Genomic DNA, 16659 nt, shown 5'->3' on the forward strand with positions numbered 1-16659 from the left:
CCCGGAGGCTACGGCTTGCAGGTGGCGGGCACGCCCGGCAGCTGGCCGGTGGTGCAGTCGGGCAGGGCGGTCTCGCTGGCGGTGGCCTTCGGCGTCGTGGTTGGAACCGGAGTGGCCGTCGGGAGCGGTACGGCGTAGATGACGGTGACAGCCGTGCCCTTGGGAACGGTTCCGGTCGGGTTGATTTCCAGTACCGTTCCGGCCGTCTCAGCACTCTGCTGCGGAAGGACGGTCACCGAGAGGCCCAACGCTTCCAAGGAGGACTGGACCTGGCGGTAATCCTTGCCCAGGTAAGCCGCGGAAATGATGTTTACGGTTTCGGGCGTCGGGGTGGGCGTGGGCGTTGGCGGTGGCGTCGTCAACGTGGGAGTGGGCGTTGCGGACGTTGTTGTCGGACTTGGGCTGCTCGATGTCGTGCTGGGCGCAGAGCTGGTGGGATTGCTCGGAGGGAACAGGATGCCTTGCTGGGACAGGAAGAAACCGACCAGCGCGAAGAGCACCAGCAGGATCAGGGCGATCAGGGGCCAAGTCCAAGGGCTCCGGCCCCGGCGCTGGGGCTCGTCGGCAGGTTCGTCGTCGTATGTCTCCTCTTCCTGGACCCAGGAGCGTTCTGCAGCAAGCGCATCGGCCCGCGACAGCGTACTGGCGGCGCCGGTGCCGGTGCCGGCGGCGTTGGCAGCAGCAGCGCCCGCTGCGGCGCCGCCTGCCGCACCTGCGGCAGCGGCACCCAGTACCGGCAGTGCGGACGTGGACGTGATGGAGCTGTCCTTCTGCCCGCCGATGATGCCCGTGGGCGCGGTGGCAACATTCACCGGGGCCGTGATCGGGCCGGTGGCAGCTTCGAACAACAGCATTCCGGGGACGGCGGCGTGTGCGGCGCTGATGTCGCCGTTGCGGATAGCCTCGGCGGCCTCGGACAGCTTGATGGCGTTGGCCGGCCGGTTCTTGGGATCCTTGGCCAACATGGACATCAGGAGGGCACGGACGGGTTTGGGCAGCGTATCGGGCAGCGGCGGCGGGGCATCGTTGACCTGCGCAAGGGCAATGGCGATCTGGGATTCGCCGGAGAACGGCCGGTGCCCGGTAAGGCACTCGTAGCCGATCACTCCGAGCGAATAGATGTCCGAGGCACCAGTGGCGGTCTGGCCTGTTGCCTGCTCCGGGGCGAGGTACTGGGCCGTGCCCATCACCTGCCCGGTCTGCGTCAGCGGGACCTGGTCGGCCAGGCGGGCAATGCCGAAATCGGTGACCTTGACCCGGCCGTCGGGAGTGATCAGCAGGTTGCCCGGCTTGATGTCGCGGTGGACCAGTCCCTGGGCGTGGGCGACGGACAAAGCCCGGGCGGTCTGCGCGATCATGGACAGGGTCCGGTCCGGGGACAGCACCTGCTCGTGCTCGATGATGCTGCTCAGCGGCTGGCCCGGGACGAGTTCCATCACGAGGTAGGCGGAGCCCTCTTCCTCGCCGTAGTCAAAGACATTTGCGATGCCCACGTGGTTCAGGAGCGCGGTGTGGCGTGCCTCGGCACGGAACCTCTGCAGGAAGCCGGGGTCACCGGTGTATTCCTCCTTGAGCACCTTGATGGCGACGATCCGGCCCAGGACCTGGTCCTTGGCTTTCCAAACCTCTCCCATGCCGCCGATCGCAATCCGCGTGGTCAGCTGGAATCTGCCGCCGAGGGTGATTCCTGTTGTAGGCCTCACTTATTCAACACCGCCTCAAAAATCTTCTTCGCGTTCGGACTGGTTAGCTGTGCGCCGGTGGTGATGTCTACGCCTTCCATGACGATCGTGACACCCACCTGCGGGTTGTTCGCGGGGGCAAAGCCCGTGAACCAGGAGTTGTTCAGGCCATTGCCCAATTCCGCCGTACCTGTCTTGCCGGCCACCTGAACGCCGGGAACGGCCGCGCCGCGGGCGATGCCCTCGCTCACCGCACTGGTCATCCATTCGGTGATCTGGTTGGCGATGTCGGGCGTGGTTGACGTGCGCAGAGGCGTCGGCTGGGGTTCTTCCAGGACGCGGAGGTCCGGTGAGCGAAGGGTCTTGACCAGGTTTGGGCTCATCTGGACGCCATCGTTCGCTATTGCCGCCGTCATCAGCGCAATCTGGAGCGGCGTTGCCCGGACATCTTTTTGGCCGATAGCGGACTGGGCCAGCCCCGGTTCGTCCAAGTTATCGGGGAAGCCCTGCAGAGCGTAATCAAGTTTCAGCTGGTCCCCCAGACTCTCGCCAAACCCGAACTTCTTCGCCTGTTCGGCGATGGCGTCGCGCCCCAGATCCAGGGCGATGCTGGCGAAGGGCGTGTTGCATGACTGCTGCAGGGCGAAGGCGAAGGAAGCCGTGTCCCTGGTGTAGCAGTTGCCCCCGGCATAGTTGGGGAGCTTGTACGAGATGCCGGTGAAGGGCATCTCGGCAGGGTTGGGTAGCTGGCTGTCCTTGTTGTACTTGCCCGAATTCAGCGCCGCGGCGGTGTCAACGAGCTTGAACACAGAGCCGGGGGCTAGGAGCTCGCCGGTCGGGCCGCTGACCGACTGGTTCAGGTTGATGCCGGGGACCTTGACGAGCTCGTTGATATTCGTGCTCTCAGCAGTGGGGTCCTGGGTGGCGATGAGGTTGGGGTTGTAGGAGGGCTTCGACACCATGGCCAGGATGGCACCGGTCTTGGGGTTGGTCACCACAATGGAACCGCGCTGTCCGTCCGGGATCAGGTCGTAAGCGAGTTGTTGGATCCGAGGATCGATGGTCAGCTCCACCGAGGCGCCCTTGGGCTGGTTTCCGAGGAACAGCTGGCCTATCCGGTCCAGGAACTGCTGGTCGGAGCTGCCGGCCAGCTGGTCATTCATCGCAATTTCCAGCCCTGTGGCTCCATAGTTTTGAGAGAAATAGCCGGTGATGCCTGCATAGAGTTCGGGCTGGGAATAGGTGCGCTGGAACTTGCACGTCTCCGAGCCTTCAACCGACTCGGCTATCGGCGTGCCGCCCACAATGATGGCACCCCGGTCATTGCAGTAGTCCTGCAGGATGGCGCGCTTGTTCCAGGCGTTGGCCTTGAGGTCGTCCGCCCCGATCACTTGCACGTAGCTCAGAGCACCGAAAATCAGTGCGAACATCGCGATCGCGGCGACCCATGAGTTTCGTATTGCCTGGTTCACAGGTGCTTCACCGCCTCGGTTGGTGTGTCAATGCCGTTGGACTCTGCGCCCTTGGCAGGCGGCAGCGGGGTAGTGTCCACTGGCCCCCTTGCCGTGTGCGAAATCATGAGCAACAGGCCCACGATGATCCAGTTGGCGAGCAATGAGGAACCGCCTGCTGCCAGGAAGGGTGTGGTCAGGCCGGTCAGCGGAATGAGGCGCGTGACGCCGCCTATCACCACAAAGCACTGCAGCGCGATGGCAAACGACAGGCCGCAGGCGAGGAGCTTACCGAAGGCGTCGCGGGTGCCCAGGGCAGCCCGGAAGCCGCGCGTGAAGAGCAGCAGGAACATCATGACGATGGCGAACAGCCCGATGAGTCCGAGCTCTTCACCGAACGAGGCGATGATCATGTCGCTGTTGGAAAAGGGCACGAGGTTGGGCCTGCCCTGTCCGAGACCCGTCCCTACGAGGCCACCGTTGGCCATGCCAAAGAGGCCTTCAACAATCTGGAAGCTGCCGCCGAACTGCCGTCCATAGACCTCGTCGGTGAAGGCGTTGAGCCAGCCATCAATGCGCAGGCCAACGTGGGAGAACACCTTCGAAGCCACAAAGCCGCCGCCCAGGATGAGTGCTACGCCGATCACTACCCAGCTGATCCGGCTGGTGGCCACGTAGATCATCACGATGAACAGGCCGAAGAACAGGACAGAGGAACCAAGGTCCCGCTGGAAGATGAGCACGCCGATGCTCACCAGCCAGGCGGTGATCATCGGCCCCATGTCCTTGAACCGAGGGAACTGCAGCGGGCCGATCTTCCGCCCCGCCAGCAGGATCAGGTCCCTGTTTGACGAAAGGTAACCTGCGAAGAAGATGGCAAGCGTAATCTTGGCAATTTCGCCCGGCTGAAAGGTCCATGGACCGAGTCTGATCCACACACGGGCGCCCAGGATTTCGCCGGCTGTGATTCCCGGTACCAGCGGCAAGACGAGCAAGAGTGCGCTGGCTGCCAGGGAAATATAAGTGAAGCGTCGGAGGACCCGGTGGTCCTTGAGGAACCAAATGACGGCGATCGCCACGGCCATAGCGACCAATGTCCAGCGGAGCTGGTCGTTGCCGGTGTCGTCGCCGGGCCCGTCCAGTCGGTGGATCATAGCGAGGCCGAGACCGTTTAGCGCTACAACAAGAGGAAGTATCACCGGATCGGCATATTTCGCCCGGATCCGCAGGACCACATGGAATGCCAGTGCAGCGACGGCGAGCAGGCTGGACTGGAACCAGAAATCGGTATCAAACGCCTTTTCCTGATCCACACCGACCAACATGTTGGCGCCGATTCCCACCGACAGGGCAAGCAACAACAACAGCAGTTCGACGTTCCGCCTGGGTTTGGGGATAGTACTTAGCTGGCTCATGGGGTGCCCTCGCAGGTGACAGTAGGACTTGGTGAGGGCGACGTGGGAGCCGGCGCTGCTGCCGGCTCCGACGGAGAGGGTGCGGGCGTTGCCGTTTCTGTGGGTGCCGGTGCGGGCGTTGCCGTTTCTGTGGGTGCCGGTGCGGGCGGGGTCGTTGTGGCGCCGGTAGTCGGCGACGGGCATTCGTCCGCCGGGGAGGTAGTGCCCGTCCGCTCAAGGTTCTTAACGATCCGCTGGGCGTCGTAAAGGTCCCGCGCCGGGACGGTCTGGCGGACTCGCTGCTGCGAGAACGGCGGCAGCGAGTCCATCCGGATCTCCGTCACGGCTTCAAGGCTGGAGAGCTGAATGGGGCCGAGGCGCTGGGAGACTCCGTTGTAGATGGCGACCCGGGAATCGTATTCGCCGATGTAGTAGCGCGTCTGTGTCCACGCGTAGCCGAGCCAGAGCCCGACTGTGAGGACCACCAGGACCGAGGCCGCGATGGACCAGGTGACCCAGCGGCGAGGCCTGGGCTGAAGGAAGGATTCATCTGCATCGACGGACTGCGGGTCGGCTTTGTGCGTCAGCACCGTGGCCGCGCGTCGGGCCACCGTACGGCCGGCGATAGTGGGAATGGAGCCGGACTCTGCCGCTGAGGCTGCGGCGCCCACAAGTTCGTGCGGGCGGGAGGCCAGTTCCTCCCGGAGGACTTCGGCGGAGAGATGTTCGCCGAGGTGCGGGTCTGTGGAATCGGCGCTTTCGTCCTTGCCGGCCTGCCCCGCATCAGCTTTGGCTTCGTCCGGGTTTTCGGCGTCGGCCCTTCCTGCATCAGGCTCTTCTTCGTCAGATTTCCCTGAGGAGGGCGCTACTGCCGCTTTGGGCTCGGCCGCGTCCCCGGCAGCAGGTGGCTGCTTCGCCGCCGCACCGGCGGGCTCGCTGGGTGTGACGACTGCGGTGACTGACGCGGGAGGGATGATTTCGACGGCGGCGGTACTGACGTCGTCGCGCGTTTCCTCCGCTATTTCCACCATCACCACGGTGACGTTGTCAGGTGAGCCGGCTTCCAGCGTCAGGTTAACGAGGGTCTCGACGCATTCGCGGAGGTCCTTCGTCTCCCGGACCGTCCGTTCCACTACGTGCCCGGCGACGTAGTTGAGGCCGTCCGAGCAGAGAAGCCAGCGTTCCCCGGGCTTGACGTCCAAGGTGTCGAGGTCGAGTTCCGGGCTGGCGTCGACGTCGCCGAGAACGCGCATCAGGACGTTTTTGTGCGGATGCGTCTCGGCTTCCTCGGGCCGGAGCCGGCCCTCATCGATGAGCCGCTGCACAAACGTGTGGTCGACGCTTACCTGCTCGAAAACGCCGTCGCGAAGGCGGTAGGCGCGGGAGTCCCCGATATGGGCGAAGTGCAGTTTGCCTTCGGCCAGGAGCAGGGCTGTGACGGTGGTTCCCATGCCGGCGAGCTTGGGATTGATGTGGACCAGCTCGGACAGGAGGGAATTGGCTGTTTGGATTTCATCCGCAAGCACGGTGCCGGCGTCGCCGTCGTAATCCCCGTGATCCAGGTGCAGCATGTCCAGGACGGTTGCGGCGGAGGCAACGTCACCGCCGGCGTGGCCACCCATGCCATCAGCGACGACGGCAAGGTGGCGGCCCACGTAGGCGGAGTCGTCATTCTTGGCGCGGATGCGGCCCACGTCCGAGCGGGCTGCATAACGCATGATGAGGGGCCGCTGCGCGGGCTGTGCCTCGTCTGCGGGAATTTCTGGATCGGCCATGGCTATGGCCTCAATTCGATGACCGTCTTGCCGATCCTCACAGGTACGCCAGGCTCAACGGGCAGGGCGCGGGTAAGTTGCTGGTCCGCCAGGTACGTGCCGTTGGTGGAGCCCAGGTCCTCTATGAACCATCTACTGCCCTGCGGGAAGAGCCGGGCGTGACGGCCGGAGGCGTAGTCGTCTTCAAGCACCAAGGTGGCTTCCTGGGCCCGGCCGAGGAGGATGGGACTGGCCGCCAAGGGGATGGTGGTGCCTTTGAGGGGTCCTTCGGTGACCACGAGCTGGTGTGCCTGCTGCTTCACGGGCTGCGGCGGGGCATCGGCCAGTTCAGGGTTCTTCCGGACCTGGCGGGCAGTGGGAGTTCCAACGGCGGCCTTGCGGCCCACCATCAGGTCCCGGCGCATTGCCGACACGATACTGAAAATCAGCACCCAGAGCAGGAGCAGGAAGCCGAAGCGGAGGGCGGTAATGGTCAGTTCGCTCATGGGCGGCCACCAGAGGTGGCGGGGAGCAAGCGGAAGATGATCTTTGTCCGTCCCATCGTGATGGTGGAGCCGTCGGTAAGTTCGGTGCTGCCTGCGACCTTGTGCCCGTTAACATAGCTGCCGTTGGTGGAACCCATGTCCACGGCGCTGGTAACCCCGTTCGCCGTTCGGATCTCGAGGTGGCGGCGGGACACGCCGGTGTCGTCAACCAGGATGTCGGCCTCGGAGGACCGGCCCAGGATGATCGAAGGGGCATTAAGCGAGTAGCGCTGGCCATCGATGTCCAGGACTGGCTGCAGGCGGGTGGGCTGGCGGCTGGGGGCGGCGGGGAGATTGGGCCGGGGCGCTGGGCTGGCAGGTGCCCCGCTTGATTTTTCGGTGGAGGACTTGATCTCGAAATCGCCGGCTCGCAGCTCTTCGAAGCGGCGGAATGAGATCCGCACGGAGCCCTGGAGCGTGTAGCCCTGACTGCGGACATGGTTGATGACGACATCGCACAGTTCCTCAGCCAGCGGAGTGCCCCATTCCTGCGCCCGCTTGAAATCGTCCTCGCTCAGCAGGACGTCGAAAACGTTGGGGGCGAGGGTCCGGCCGGCGGCAATGGTGATCGCCTTGTGGTCCACCTCGCGGCGGAGCCGGCTTGCGATCTCAACCGGCTCGACCTGCGCCCGGGAACCAGTGGAGAAGACACCGCGAACGGCCTTTTCGATGCCGCGCTCGACCTTGTCCAGCAAACCCATGGTCCTCCTCCTTTCCCCCCGACTGCGGGGCAGTTTTCGTTCCGGAACTCAACCAGCAACACAGATCACTGCGTATCGGTAGGCCCGCCGACGGCAGGCACTACTACATCAGATACTACTGGGCAGGCCTGTGAATGACCTTAATCCACAACGGCCCGGCCTGCGGAAAAGTTCGTTCCGGGCGATCTGCGCGCGGTCAGAAAGGGTTCATTGCCGGTGGCTCCCGTGGCCTTGATACATGCCTGGATCGGCCGCGTAGGCCAGGCTGCCGAGCTCAATTGGTGTTTTGCCGCCGATGTCCGTTATGCTTGATCTCGCTGCTTTTACATGGTGCGGAACCGGGAAACCGGTCGCAATTCATGGAAAAGAAGTTGCGCGCGAGTGGCGGAACGGCAGACGCGCTGGCTTCAGGTGCCAGTGTCCGAAAGGGCGTGGGGGTTCAAATCCCCCCTCGCGCACGCAAATAAAAGAGCCCCGGTCTTAGGACCGGGGCTTTTTTGCGTCCAGAGAACGGCAGCGCGACGACTTATCCCCGCCGCACGGTCATTTCCCCTGGAATCGCGTGGGGGATTGGACCGCGGGGCGGGGATAAGTGGAAGGACAGGTTACTAGCGGACTGTGGCCGGCTCCATAAGCCCTTCGGCGGGGGTTGCGTTGCGGGACTCCTGCTCAGGTTCCTTCCCAGGCGAGGCCGGGGTGCGGCGTTCCTTGAGGAAGTAGACGAGTCCCGCCGCCAGGGTGGAGGCTGCGGCAAGTGCGAACAGGCCGGGCACAACACTGCCCGTGGTCTCCTTGATGATGCCGAACCCGAACGGGGCTACAAAACCACCCAGGTTGCCCAGCGAGTTAATGATCGCGATGGCGGGAGCAAGGACCAGGGGGTGCAGCCCGGACTGCGGGATGGTCCAGAACAGCGGCGACGCGCTCTTGAAGCCCATGGCGGCGATGGCCAGGAACACGAGGGCCAGGACCGGGGTGGCGATCGCGGCTGCCAGAGTTCCGACGGCGGCGACCAGCAACGCGGCCACCAGCAGCGGCTTTTTGGACCTGGCCTTGTCCTGCCACTTGGCGGCGAAATACATCGCGAAGACGGCGCACACCCACGGGATGGAGGACAGGAAGCCAACACTCAGGTCCGTTGTTCCGGGAATCTGCTTGACGATGGTGGGCAACCAGAAAGTGTTGGCGTAGATGGAGAGCTGCACGGAGAAGTAGATGCCGCAAAGCAGCAGGATCTGCGGGTTGAGCAGCATCTTCCAGCGGTTGATCTTCGCCCCGGAAGTGCTGGCGTGCTGGGCGTCCTCGTCATCAATGGCGTTGGCCAGGGCGGACTTTTCGCCGGCCGAGAGCCACTTGGCGTCCTGGATCTTGGCGTCCAACAGGAAGAACACGATGATGCCCACCACCACGGAGAGCAGGCCCTCGAAGCCGAACAGCCACTGCCAGCCGCGGATTCCCAGGACGTCGTGAAGGCTCAGCAGCATGCCGGCGATGGGCCCGGACAGTGCTGCGGCGATGGAGGAGCCCGCGATGAAGATGGCGGTCGCCTTGCCGCGCTGGCCGGCCGGTACCCACCGGGCGAAGTAGAAGATTACTGCCGGGAAGAAGCCGGCTTCGGCGGCCCCCAGCAGGAACCGCAACACGTAGAACATCATTTCGTTCTGCACGAACGCCATCAGAAAGGAGACAATGCCCCAGCTGACCATGATCCGTGCCAGCCACACCTTGGCGCCGTACTTCTCCATCATGACGTTGCTGGGGAGTTCAAAGATCGCGTAGGCGATGAAGAAGAGTCCTGCCCCGAAGCCGTAGGCGGCGGCGCCGATCCCGACGTCCGCTTCGAGGTGTTCGTGGGAGTAGCCGATGTTGGACCGGTTCAGCTGGTTGCACACCAGCATGACAAGCATGATGGGCAGTACCCGCTTGAAAAACTTCTTCGTGGCCAGGGCCACATCCGTGACAGCGGTGTCTACAGACTGCATGGGGAAATTCCTTAGGCATTGCGGTGGGGGCCCGTCCGTGGACCCGGTTCAACTCCTGTGGTGTGAAACACAGAGAGGTGGTCCACTGTATTCAGGGAATTCGATGCGCGTCCAACACGTATATGGCATTGTTTGATGCCCTCAGGGCATCACAACAGGTGGGCCCCATTTGCGCTCACGGAGACGGCCGCACGGAAGCCCTAAACCGGCGTCGGGAATTTGCCAGATGGCTGCGCATCGCGGCGGCGGCGGCGGTTTCATCTCCGTCAGCGATGGCTGCGGCGATGGACCGGTGCTCGTGGATCACTTGGTCAAAGTGGTCACGCGCGTAGTGTTCGACGCCGGTCATCAGCCGGGTGCGCGGCATCGCGATCATGGTCTGGCCCAGGGCCGCCAGGCAGTCCGAGTAGAACGGGTTTCCGGAGGCGGCTGCGATGGCCCGGTGGAATTCGAAGTCGAACTTCATTGCATGGCCTGGGTGGTCCGGGCTGGCGGTGAACTGTTCCAGGGCGGCATTAATGGCCCGGAGTTGGCGTTCGGTGTGGTTGCGGGCGGCCAGGGCGGCAGCCTCGGCCTCCACACCCATTCGGAATTCGAGCAGATGGAGGCGGTCCTCCACGCTGGCTACCGGTCGGCTGCCCGGGACTGGAAGAGGGCCGTCGTCGGGCGGGGTCAGCGCGAAGCTGCCCCGCCCCCGTTCGGTTTCCACAAGCCCTTCGGCCTGGAGGCGAGTTAAAGCTGAGCGCACCACGGTGCGGCTGACGCCGAATTCGCCCATCAGCGCGTTCTCGCTGGGAAGCTTGTCGCCGGGCTGGATGACGCCGTCCACGATGCGGGTGCGAAGGTCGGCGGCGAGGTCCGCGGTCAGGTTCCGGCTCATGCGTTCAAGGTTACGCGCCGAACTCCACGGTCTCGGTGGTCCAGGCCCGGGCCTGGTCACTCAGGGTCACTCCGAGGCCCGGGCGGTCCGGAACGATCATGCGCCCGTCCTTCGTTTCGAGGCGTTCGTTGAACAGCGGGTCTAGCCAGTCGAAGTGCTCCACCCAGGGCTCGCGGGGGTAGGCGGCGGCCAGGTGCAGGTGGATCTCCATGGCGAAGTGCGGGGCCAGCCCTAGCCCGCGTTCATCGGCGAGGGCGGCGAGGCGCAGGAACTGGGTGATACCGCCGACGCGGGGTGCATCCGGCTGGATGATGTCGCAGCCGTTGGCGTTGATCAGGCCCTTGTGCTCAGCAACGGAGGCCAACATCTCGCCGGTGGCGATGGGGGTATCCAGCACATTGGCCAGGTGGGCGTGGCCCTCGAAATCGTAGGCGTCCAGCGGTTCTTCGATCCAGACAAGGTTGAATTCCTCCAGCTGGCGGCCCAGGCGCAGGGCGGTGGCGCGGTCCCACTGCTGGTTGGCGTCCACCATGAGCGGGACGTCCCAGCCGATGTGCTCGCGGATGCCGGCAACCCGGCGCAGGTCTTCCTTGCTGTCGGGCAGGCCCACTTTGATCTTGATGCCGCCGATGCCCTCGTCGAGGGACTGCGTGGCACGGGCCTTGACCTCTTCCAGGGAGGCGTTGAGGAAGCCGCCCGAGGTGTTGTACGTCTGGACGGAGTCGCGGTACGAGCCCAACAGCTTTGCCAGCGGCAGGCCAGCGCGCTTGGCCTTGAGGTCGTAGAGTGCGATGTCGATGGCGGCCAAAGCCTGGGTGGCAACGCCCGAGCGGCCCACGGAGGCGCCGGCCCAGAGGAGCTTGGTGTAGAGCTTGCCGATGTCGTTGGGGTCCTCGCCGATGATGCCTTCGGCGACCTCCTTGGCGTGGGCGTACTGGGCGGGGCCGCCGGCGCGCTTGGAGTAGCTGAAGCCGATACCGCTGTGGCCCTGCTCCGTGGTGATCTCGGCAAAGAGGAAGACGACCTCCGTCATGGGCTTCTGGCGTCCGGTGAAGACCTTGGCATCACTGATCGGGACAGCGAGCGGAAGTCTTGCAGTGGAGAGTTTTACATGGCGGATGAGGTCGACGGTACTCATGGGTGCTCCTCGAAAGCTGGCTGTCAGGGCTGCGTTGCCCGCCTACTTAGAATACAAGTATAAAACTTGTATTACAAGTAGCTGACAGTTGGCGGCTACACCAGCCAGGCGACAACAAGCAGCGCGCCAACGCTCAATACCGTGGTGCACAGGATGACATCACGGGCCACGCTCATTCCGCGGCCATAGGGGGAGGCGAAGAGGAACACGTTCTGGGCCGTGGGCAGCGCGGCCATGATCACGCTTGCAAGCAGGTGCTGGCCGTCCAGTCCAAAGACAAAGCGGCCCAAGGCCCACACAACAAGTGGCATCGCGGCGATCTTCAGGAACGTTGCCACGAGCGTTTCTACCCGGCCATCGCCCTTCTGCAGCGGAGCACGGCCCGCAAGGGAGAGGCCGAAGGCCAGCAGCACCATGGGCACGGCACCTCCGGCCAGCATGTCGATGGGCTTCTGCAGCAGGTCCGGCGCGGTCCAGCCGGTGAGGGCGACGACGACACCCAGTCCGGAGGCGATGATCATGGGACTCGCGAACGGCTGTAACAGCACCTTTTTCCACGAGACCTTGGAGCCTGACGCAAGCCCCAGGACAGTGAGGTAGAACGGCGCCAGAACCAGGAGCTGGACCAGGAGCACGGGGGCCACATGCTGCGCAGTCCCCACTGCATAGAGGGACACCGGAATGCCGATATTGTTGGCATTCGCATAGCTGCTCGCCATGGCCCCGACGGCGGTCTCCGCCACCGGACGGCGGAAGAACAGGAAACTCACCAGCCAATAAAGAAGCCCCACTATCGCTGCTGAGAGCAACGCGAGCGGGGCATCTGTTCCCAAGGCGGCGCGGATGTCGCTTCCGGCCACAACGGTAAACAGCAAGGCCGGATTGGTGATGTAGAAGGCCGTCCGGGTCAGCGCGCCCTGGACTTCCGGCCCCAGGATCCGCAGCCGGGCGGCGAAATAGCCTACGGCAATGACAGCGGAGACGATCAGTATTCCGGAGACAACGCCACCCAAAAGTGCGCCCTTCTATTTAACTGAGGTGATTCCGCACGGCCGCCTCCTGTTGCGAAAAGAGGGCCGGCCGTGCGGAAGCTTGGTGGTCGAAACGTCCTACCGGACCAGGCAGGGGCGCTTCGGGTCGAAGGACCAGCCTTCGATGTAGTACTGCATGCCGATGCTGTCGTCGCGGGCATCGAGCCCGTGCTGCAGGTACAGCTCGTGCGCCTTGTCCAGGGCCTCGCGGTCCAGCTCGATGCCCAGGCCCGGGGCGTCCGGAACCTCGATGGCGCCGTCGCGGATCTGCAGCGGGTTTTTGGTCAGTCCCTGCCCGTCCTGCCAGATCCAGTGCGTGTCCAGCGCGGTGATTTCGCCCGGGGCAGCTGCACCGGTGTGCGTGAACATTGCCAGTGAGATATCGAAGTGGTTGTTCGAGTGCGATCCCCAGGTCAGGCCAAACTCGTTGCACAGTTGCGCCACGCGGACGGAACCGGACATGGTCCAGAAGTGCGGGTCCGCGAGCGGGATGTCGACGGCGTTGCTGCGGATGGCGTGCGACATCTCCCGCCAGTCCGTGGCGATCATGTTGGTAGCGGTCTTCAGGCCGGTGGCACGCCGGAATTCAGCCATGACCTCGCGGCCGGAGAAGCGCCCCTCAGCTCCGCACGGATCCTCCGCATACGCAACGACGCCTTGCATCCGCTTGCCGAGGCGGATGGCGTCTTCCAGGAGCCAGCCACCGTTCGGATCAAGGGTCACGCGCGCCTCGGGGAAGCGCTTGGCGAGGGCGGTGACCACATCCACTTCGTCGTCGCCGGAAAGTACGCCGCCCTTGAGCTTGAAGTCGCTGAAGCCGTAGCGCTCCTGGGCGGCTTCGGCCAGGGCAACAACAGCCTCCGGCGTCATGGCCTCCTGACGGCGCAGCTTCTCCCAGCGATCCGACGGCGCCTCCTCCACGAGATACGGAAGGTCAGTCCGGGCGGTGTCTCCTATAAAGAAGAGGTATCCGAGCATCGGCACAGAGGTGCGCTGCTGGCCGTCGCCGAGCAGTTCAGCGACGGGGATGCCGAGGAACTGGCCGTGAAGGTCCAGCAGGGCGGATTCGACGGCGGTGACGGCGTGCACGGTGGTCCGCAGGTCAAAGGTCTGCAGACCGCGGCCCCCGGCGTCACGGTGGGCGAACTCTGCGGCAACCTCCCGTAGCAGGGAACGGTAGCGGGCTACAGGCTGGCCGGTGATGTGCGTCCCGGCTTCCTCGATGGTGCCCTTGATCTTCTCGCCGCCGGGGACCTCGCCGAGGCCGGTCCGGCCCTCCGAATCGGTAACGATGACCACGTTGCGGGTAAAGAACGGTCCGTGGGCGCCGCTGAGGTTCATCAGCATGCTGTCGTGGCCGGCCACTGGGACCACTTCAATCCTTGCGATGGTTGGCTGGGTGCTCATGCGTTGACCTCTGCATCTGCCGCAACCACGGTTCCGTCGATACGGCGGTTCAGGTGCCAGGGGTTGGTGTCCTGCAGGGCTGCGGGGAGGAGTTCCTGCGGGAGGTTCTGGTAGGAGACCGGGCGGAGGAAGCGGTTGATCGCGAGGGTGCCCACGGAGGTGGTGCGGGTGTCCGAGGTGGCCGGGAAGGGGCCGCCGTGGACCATGGCATGGCCTACTTCGACGCCGGTGGGCCAGCCGTTGACGATGATGCGTCCCACTTTCTGCTCGAGGGCTGGAAGCAGGCGTGCCGCCGTCGGGTAGTCCTCTTCCGTGAGTTGCAGTGAGGCGGTGAGCTGGCCTTCGAGCCGGCCGATGGCCTCGATGAGTTCCTCGGTGGAGGAGTATCGGATCACCAGGGACGCGGCGCCGAAGATCTCGGCGTGCAGGACGTGGTTGGAAACGAACTCGCCGATGTGGGTGCCGAAGATGGTGGGGGCGGGCGCGTTTTCGGTGGGACCCTTTGTGCCCTGCCCGACGACGGTGACACCGTTCGCGGAACCGAGGGCTTCGGCGCCGGCATTCCAGGATCCGGCGATGCCTTCGGTGAGCATCGTCTGGCCGGCGCAGGCGGAGATCGCGCGGCCGACGGCGGCAGCCAGTTTGTCACCCAGCGCACCTTCGGGCGCGAACAGGAGTCCGGGGGAGGTGCAGAGCTGGCCTGAGCTGCCGGTGACGGCAGTGACGTACTGCTGTGCCAGCGCGTCAATTTGTTCCGCGGAGCCGCTGAGGGCGCCGTCGAAGACGAAGACCGGGTTCAGCGAGGACATTTCGGCGTAGACGGGGATCGGTTCGGGCCGGGCTGCGGCGGTGCGCATCAGCGCGATGCCGGCGGACTGGGAGCCTGTGAAGCCGACGGCCTTGATCGCGGGGTCGGCCACGAGGGCCTGGCCGATGCTGGATCCGGGGCCGTAGATCAGGGAGAACACGCCCGGGTGCAGGCCGGCGTCGGCAACAGCTTTGGCGATGGCCTGGCCGACGAGTTCGCTGGTGCCGGGGTGGGCGTTGTGGGCCTTGAAGACGACCGGGCAGCCGGCTGCGAGGGCGGATGCGGTGTCGCCTCCCGCCGTCGAGAATGCGAGCGGGAAGTTGCTCGCGCCGAAGACGGCGACCGGGCCGAGCGGGATCTGGCGCTGGCGGATGTCGGCCCGGGGCAGGGGCGAGCGGTCCGGGATGGCCGGGTCAATGCGGACGCCGCGGAAGTCGCCCTGGCGGACCACAGTGGCGAAGAGCCGGAGCTGGCCCGTGGTGCGGGCGCGTTCTCCGGTAAGCCTCGCGGCGGGCAGGCCGGTTTCCTGGCCGGCGCGGGTGATGAGTTCCTCGCCGATGGCCTCGATGTTGTCCACGATTGCGTCCAGGAACGCGGCGTGCGTTTCCGGGTGCAGGGTGCTGAAAGAGGGGTAGGCCGCCGCCGCGGCGGAGGTCGCCGTCGTCAGCTGCTCTTCGGTGATCAGCGTGTAGGTCGGTTCGAGTGCCTCGTTGGTGGCGGGGTTGAAGCCAAAGGTTGTCTTGCCGGCGCCGACGACGGGCTGGCCGGCAATCAGGGAATGTCCGGTGAGTGTCACTGTGGTTACTCCTCAGGAGAAGGTGTTCAGGAGACGGTTGATCAGGAGACGGTGGCGATGAGGGCTTTCAGGTCCGCGAAGTCCTGCGGAGCCAGGTTCTGCAGTGGCGGGCGGACACCGCCGGCCGAGCGGCCAATGGCGTCCAGGCCACCCTTGACGATGGAGACGGAGTATCCCTTCACTCGGTCGCGGATGTCCAGGTATGGGATCACGAAGTCATTGAGCTTCTTGTTCACGGCCACGCGGTCGTTATTACGGACGTCCTGGTAGAAATCCAGGGCAAACTGCGGAACGAAGTTGTACATGGCGGAAGAGTAAGTGCTCATGCCCAGTTGGAGCAGCGGGAGCGCGAAGGTTTCTGCCGTGGGCAGGCCGCCGAGGTAGAAGAGGCGGTCGCCGAGCTTGGCGTAAACCCGGGCATCGTGTTCAAGGTCGCCCACGCCATCCTTGAAACCGATCAGGTTCTCGTGGCGGTCCGCGAGGGTGGCCACGGTGGTGTCTTTGTAGATGGCGTTGGCTCGGTTGTAGATGATCACACCCAGCGACGTTGCGCCGCAGATGGCGCTGACGTGGTCAATCAGGCCGCCCTGGTCAGCCTCGGTGAGGTACGGCGGGAGGAGCAGGAGGCCATCGGCGCCCGCTGCCTCGGCAGCCTTGGCGTTCTCGATGGCTTGGGCGGTGGAACCGCCAGCGGATGCGAGCACGGGAACCTGGCCACCTACCTCTTCAACGGCGGTGCGGACCACGCGCTCCGATTCCGACGGCGTCAGGGAGAACCCTTCGCCGGTGCCGCCCGCTGCGAAGAGGCCAGCCACAGGGAAACTCGCCTGCCAGGCAAGGTGCTTGCGGTAGTTTTCCTCATCGAACCGCAGTTGGGCATCAAACGACGTCACCGGGAAGGACAGCAGGCCTTCCTTGAGGGTGTCTGCCAGTTCCTGCGGGGTGTACTTTGCCACGATGTTGTCCTCTGTGTGAATGCCGCTGCCGGCTAAGGGGTGTTGGTTCGTGTCAAGAGTAGGCAGGGTGACTGATGCCTGTCTAAGTGCCTTTTCGTATTGATTGATACCCAAAATGTATCGTCGATCGGTTT

The 16659-nt window shown here is 64.6% G+C and carries 13 protein-coding genes and 1 tRNA gene; 1 reads left to right on the plus strand and 13 read right to left on the minus strand.

The genetic code is table 11. The features are described 5' to 3' along the window. Nucleotides 1–8: 8 nt before the first annotated feature. Genes ACLKOZ_RS03445 through ACLKOZ_RS03470 form a run of 6 tightly spaced genes read right to left on the minus strand, consistent with a single transcriptional unit; the run spans nucleotide 9 to nucleotide 7527 of the window. Nucleotides 9–1703, minus strand: coding sequence for a protein kinase domain-containing protein (locus tag ACLKOZ_RS03445; RefSeq protein WP_436472813.1), 1695 nt, complete (start codon nucleotides 1701–1703; stop codon nucleotides 9–11). Continuing rightward, entirely contained in the window at nucleotides 1700–3154 is a 1455-nt protein-coding gene (locus tag ACLKOZ_RS03450) for a peptidoglycan D,D-transpeptidase FtsI family protein (protein WP_436472815.1), read from the minus strand. The genes ACLKOZ_RS03445 and ACLKOZ_RS03450 overlap by 4 nt, the downstream gene beginning before the upstream one ends. Next, nucleotides 3151–4548, minus strand: coding sequence for an FtsW/RodA/SpoVE family cell cycle protein (locus ACLKOZ_RS03455; protein ID WP_337350469.1), 1398 nt, complete (start codon nucleotides 4546–4548; stop codon nucleotides 3151–3153). The genes ACLKOZ_RS03450 and ACLKOZ_RS03455 overlap by 4 nt, the downstream gene beginning before the upstream one ends. Further along, entirely contained in the window at nucleotides 4545–6302 is a 1758-nt protein-coding gene (locus ACLKOZ_RS03460; protein ID WP_436472818.1) for a protein phosphatase 2C domain-containing protein, read from the minus strand. The genes ACLKOZ_RS03455 and ACLKOZ_RS03460 overlap by 4 nt, the downstream gene beginning before the upstream one ends. A gap of 2 nt (nucleotides 6303–6304) precedes the next feature. Further along, nucleotides 6305–6787, minus strand: coding sequence for an FHA domain-containing protein FhaB/FipA (locus ACLKOZ_RS03465; protein WP_337345198.1), 483 nt, complete (start codon nucleotides 6785–6787; stop codon nucleotides 6305–6307). After that, entirely contained in the window at nucleotides 6784–7527 is a 744-nt protein-coding gene (locus ACLKOZ_RS03470; protein WP_337345199.1) for a DUF3662 and FHA domain-containing protein, read from the minus strand. The genes ACLKOZ_RS03465 and ACLKOZ_RS03470 overlap by 4 nt, the downstream gene beginning before the upstream one ends. Before the next feature lie 375 nt (nucleotides 7528–7902). On the opposite strand from ACLKOZ_RS03470, the gene ACLKOZ_RS03475 reads away from it, so the two are divergent. Then, nucleotides 7903–7985: transfer RNA gene (locus ACLKOZ_RS03475), tRNA-Leu, on the plus strand. A 150-nt stretch (nucleotides 7986–8135) separates the two neighbouring features. Here the strand turns inward: ACLKOZ_RS03475 and ACLKOZ_RS03480 are convergent. The 7 genes from ACLKOZ_RS03480 to kdgD all read right to left on the minus strand — a co-directional run bounded on the left by ACLKOZ_RS03480 (nucleotide 8136) and on the right by kdgD (nucleotide 16525). After that, nucleotides 8136–9509: an MFS transporter gene (locus ACLKOZ_RS03480; RefSeq protein WP_436472821.1), complete on the minus strand. Its 1374-nt coding sequence runs from the start codon at nucleotides 9507–9509 to the stop codon at nucleotides 8136–8138. Between the two features lie 175 nt (nucleotides 9510–9684). Further along, a complete protein-coding gene (locus tag ACLKOZ_RS03485; RefSeq protein ID WP_436472823.1) occupies nucleotides 9685–10389 on the minus strand; it encodes a FadR/GntR family transcriptional regulator in 705 nt (234 codons plus the stop codon). A 10-nt stretch (nucleotides 10390–10399) separates the two neighbouring features. Beyond that, entirely contained in the window at nucleotides 10400–11527 is a 1128-nt protein-coding gene (locus ACLKOZ_RS03490; RefSeq protein ID WP_337350473.1) for an L-talarate/galactarate dehydratase, read from the minus strand. 95 nt (nucleotides 11528–11622) lie between these two features. After that, a complete protein-coding gene (locus tag ACLKOZ_RS03495; RefSeq protein WP_436472825.1) occupies nucleotides 11623–12540 on the minus strand; it encodes an AEC family transporter in 918 nt (305 codons plus the stop codon). Nucleotides 12541–12636: 96 nt separating this feature from the next. Next, nucleotides 12637–13965: an enolase C-terminal domain-like protein gene (locus ACLKOZ_RS03500; protein ID WP_436472827.1), complete on the minus strand. Its 1329-nt coding sequence runs from the start codon at nucleotides 13963–13965 to the stop codon at nucleotides 12637–12639. Continuing rightward, a complete protein-coding gene (locus ACLKOZ_RS03505) occupies nucleotides 13962–15569 on the minus strand; it encodes an aldehyde dehydrogenase (NADP(+)) (RefSeq protein ID WP_436472829.1) in 1608 nt (535 codons plus the stop codon). The genes ACLKOZ_RS03500 and ACLKOZ_RS03505 overlap by 4 nt, the downstream gene beginning before the upstream one ends. Before the next feature lie 41 nt (nucleotides 15570–15610). After that, a complete protein-coding gene (gene kdgD / locus ACLKOZ_RS03510) occupies nucleotides 15611–16525 on the minus strand; it encodes a 5-dehydro-4-deoxyglucarate dehydratase (protein ID WP_337350477.1) in 915 nt (304 codons plus the stop codon). Between the last annotated feature and the right edge of the window lie 134 nt (nucleotides 16526–16659).

Source organism: Arthrobacter sp. R4 (assembly GCF_051365025.1).
Taxonomy (GTDB): domain Bacteria; phylum Actinomycetota; class Actinomycetes; order Actinomycetales; family Micrococcaceae; genus Arthrobacter.

Bases quoted from the DNA above. Each gene is read 5' to 3' on its own strand.
- ACLKOZ_RS03480 (WP_436472821.1), bottom strand. From the start codon at position 9,509: ATGCAGTCTGTAGACACCGCTGTCACGGATGTGGCCCTGGCCACGAAG.
- ACLKOZ_RS03470 (WP_337345199.1), bottom strand. From the start codon at position 7,527: ATGGGTTTGCTGGACAAGGTCGAGCGCGGCATCGAAAAGGCCGTTCGC.
- ACLKOZ_RS03485 (WP_436472823.1), bottom strand. From the start codon at position 10,389: ATGAGCCGGAACCTGACCGCGGACCTCGCCGCCGACCTTCGCACCCGC.
- ACLKOZ_RS03500 (WP_436472827.1), bottom strand. From the start codon at position 13,965: ATGAGCACCCAGCCAACCATCGCAAGGATTGAAGTGGTCCCAGTGGCC.
- ACLKOZ_RS03465 (WP_337345198.1), bottom strand. From the start codon at position 6,787: ATGAGCGAACTGACCATTACCGCCCTCCGCTTCGGCTTCCTGCTCCTG.
- ACLKOZ_RS03460 (WP_436472818.1), bottom strand. From the start codon at position 6,302: ATGGCCGATCCAGAAATTCCCGCAGACGAGGCACAGCCCGCGCAGCGG.
- ACLKOZ_RS03455 (WP_337350469.1), bottom strand. From the start codon at position 4,548: ATGAGCCAGCTAAGTACTATCCCCAAACCCAGGCGGAACGTCGAACTG.
- ACLKOZ_RS03490 (WP_337350473.1), bottom strand. From the start codon at position 11,527: ATGAGTACCGTCGACCTCATCCGCCATGTAAAACTCTCCACTGCAAGA.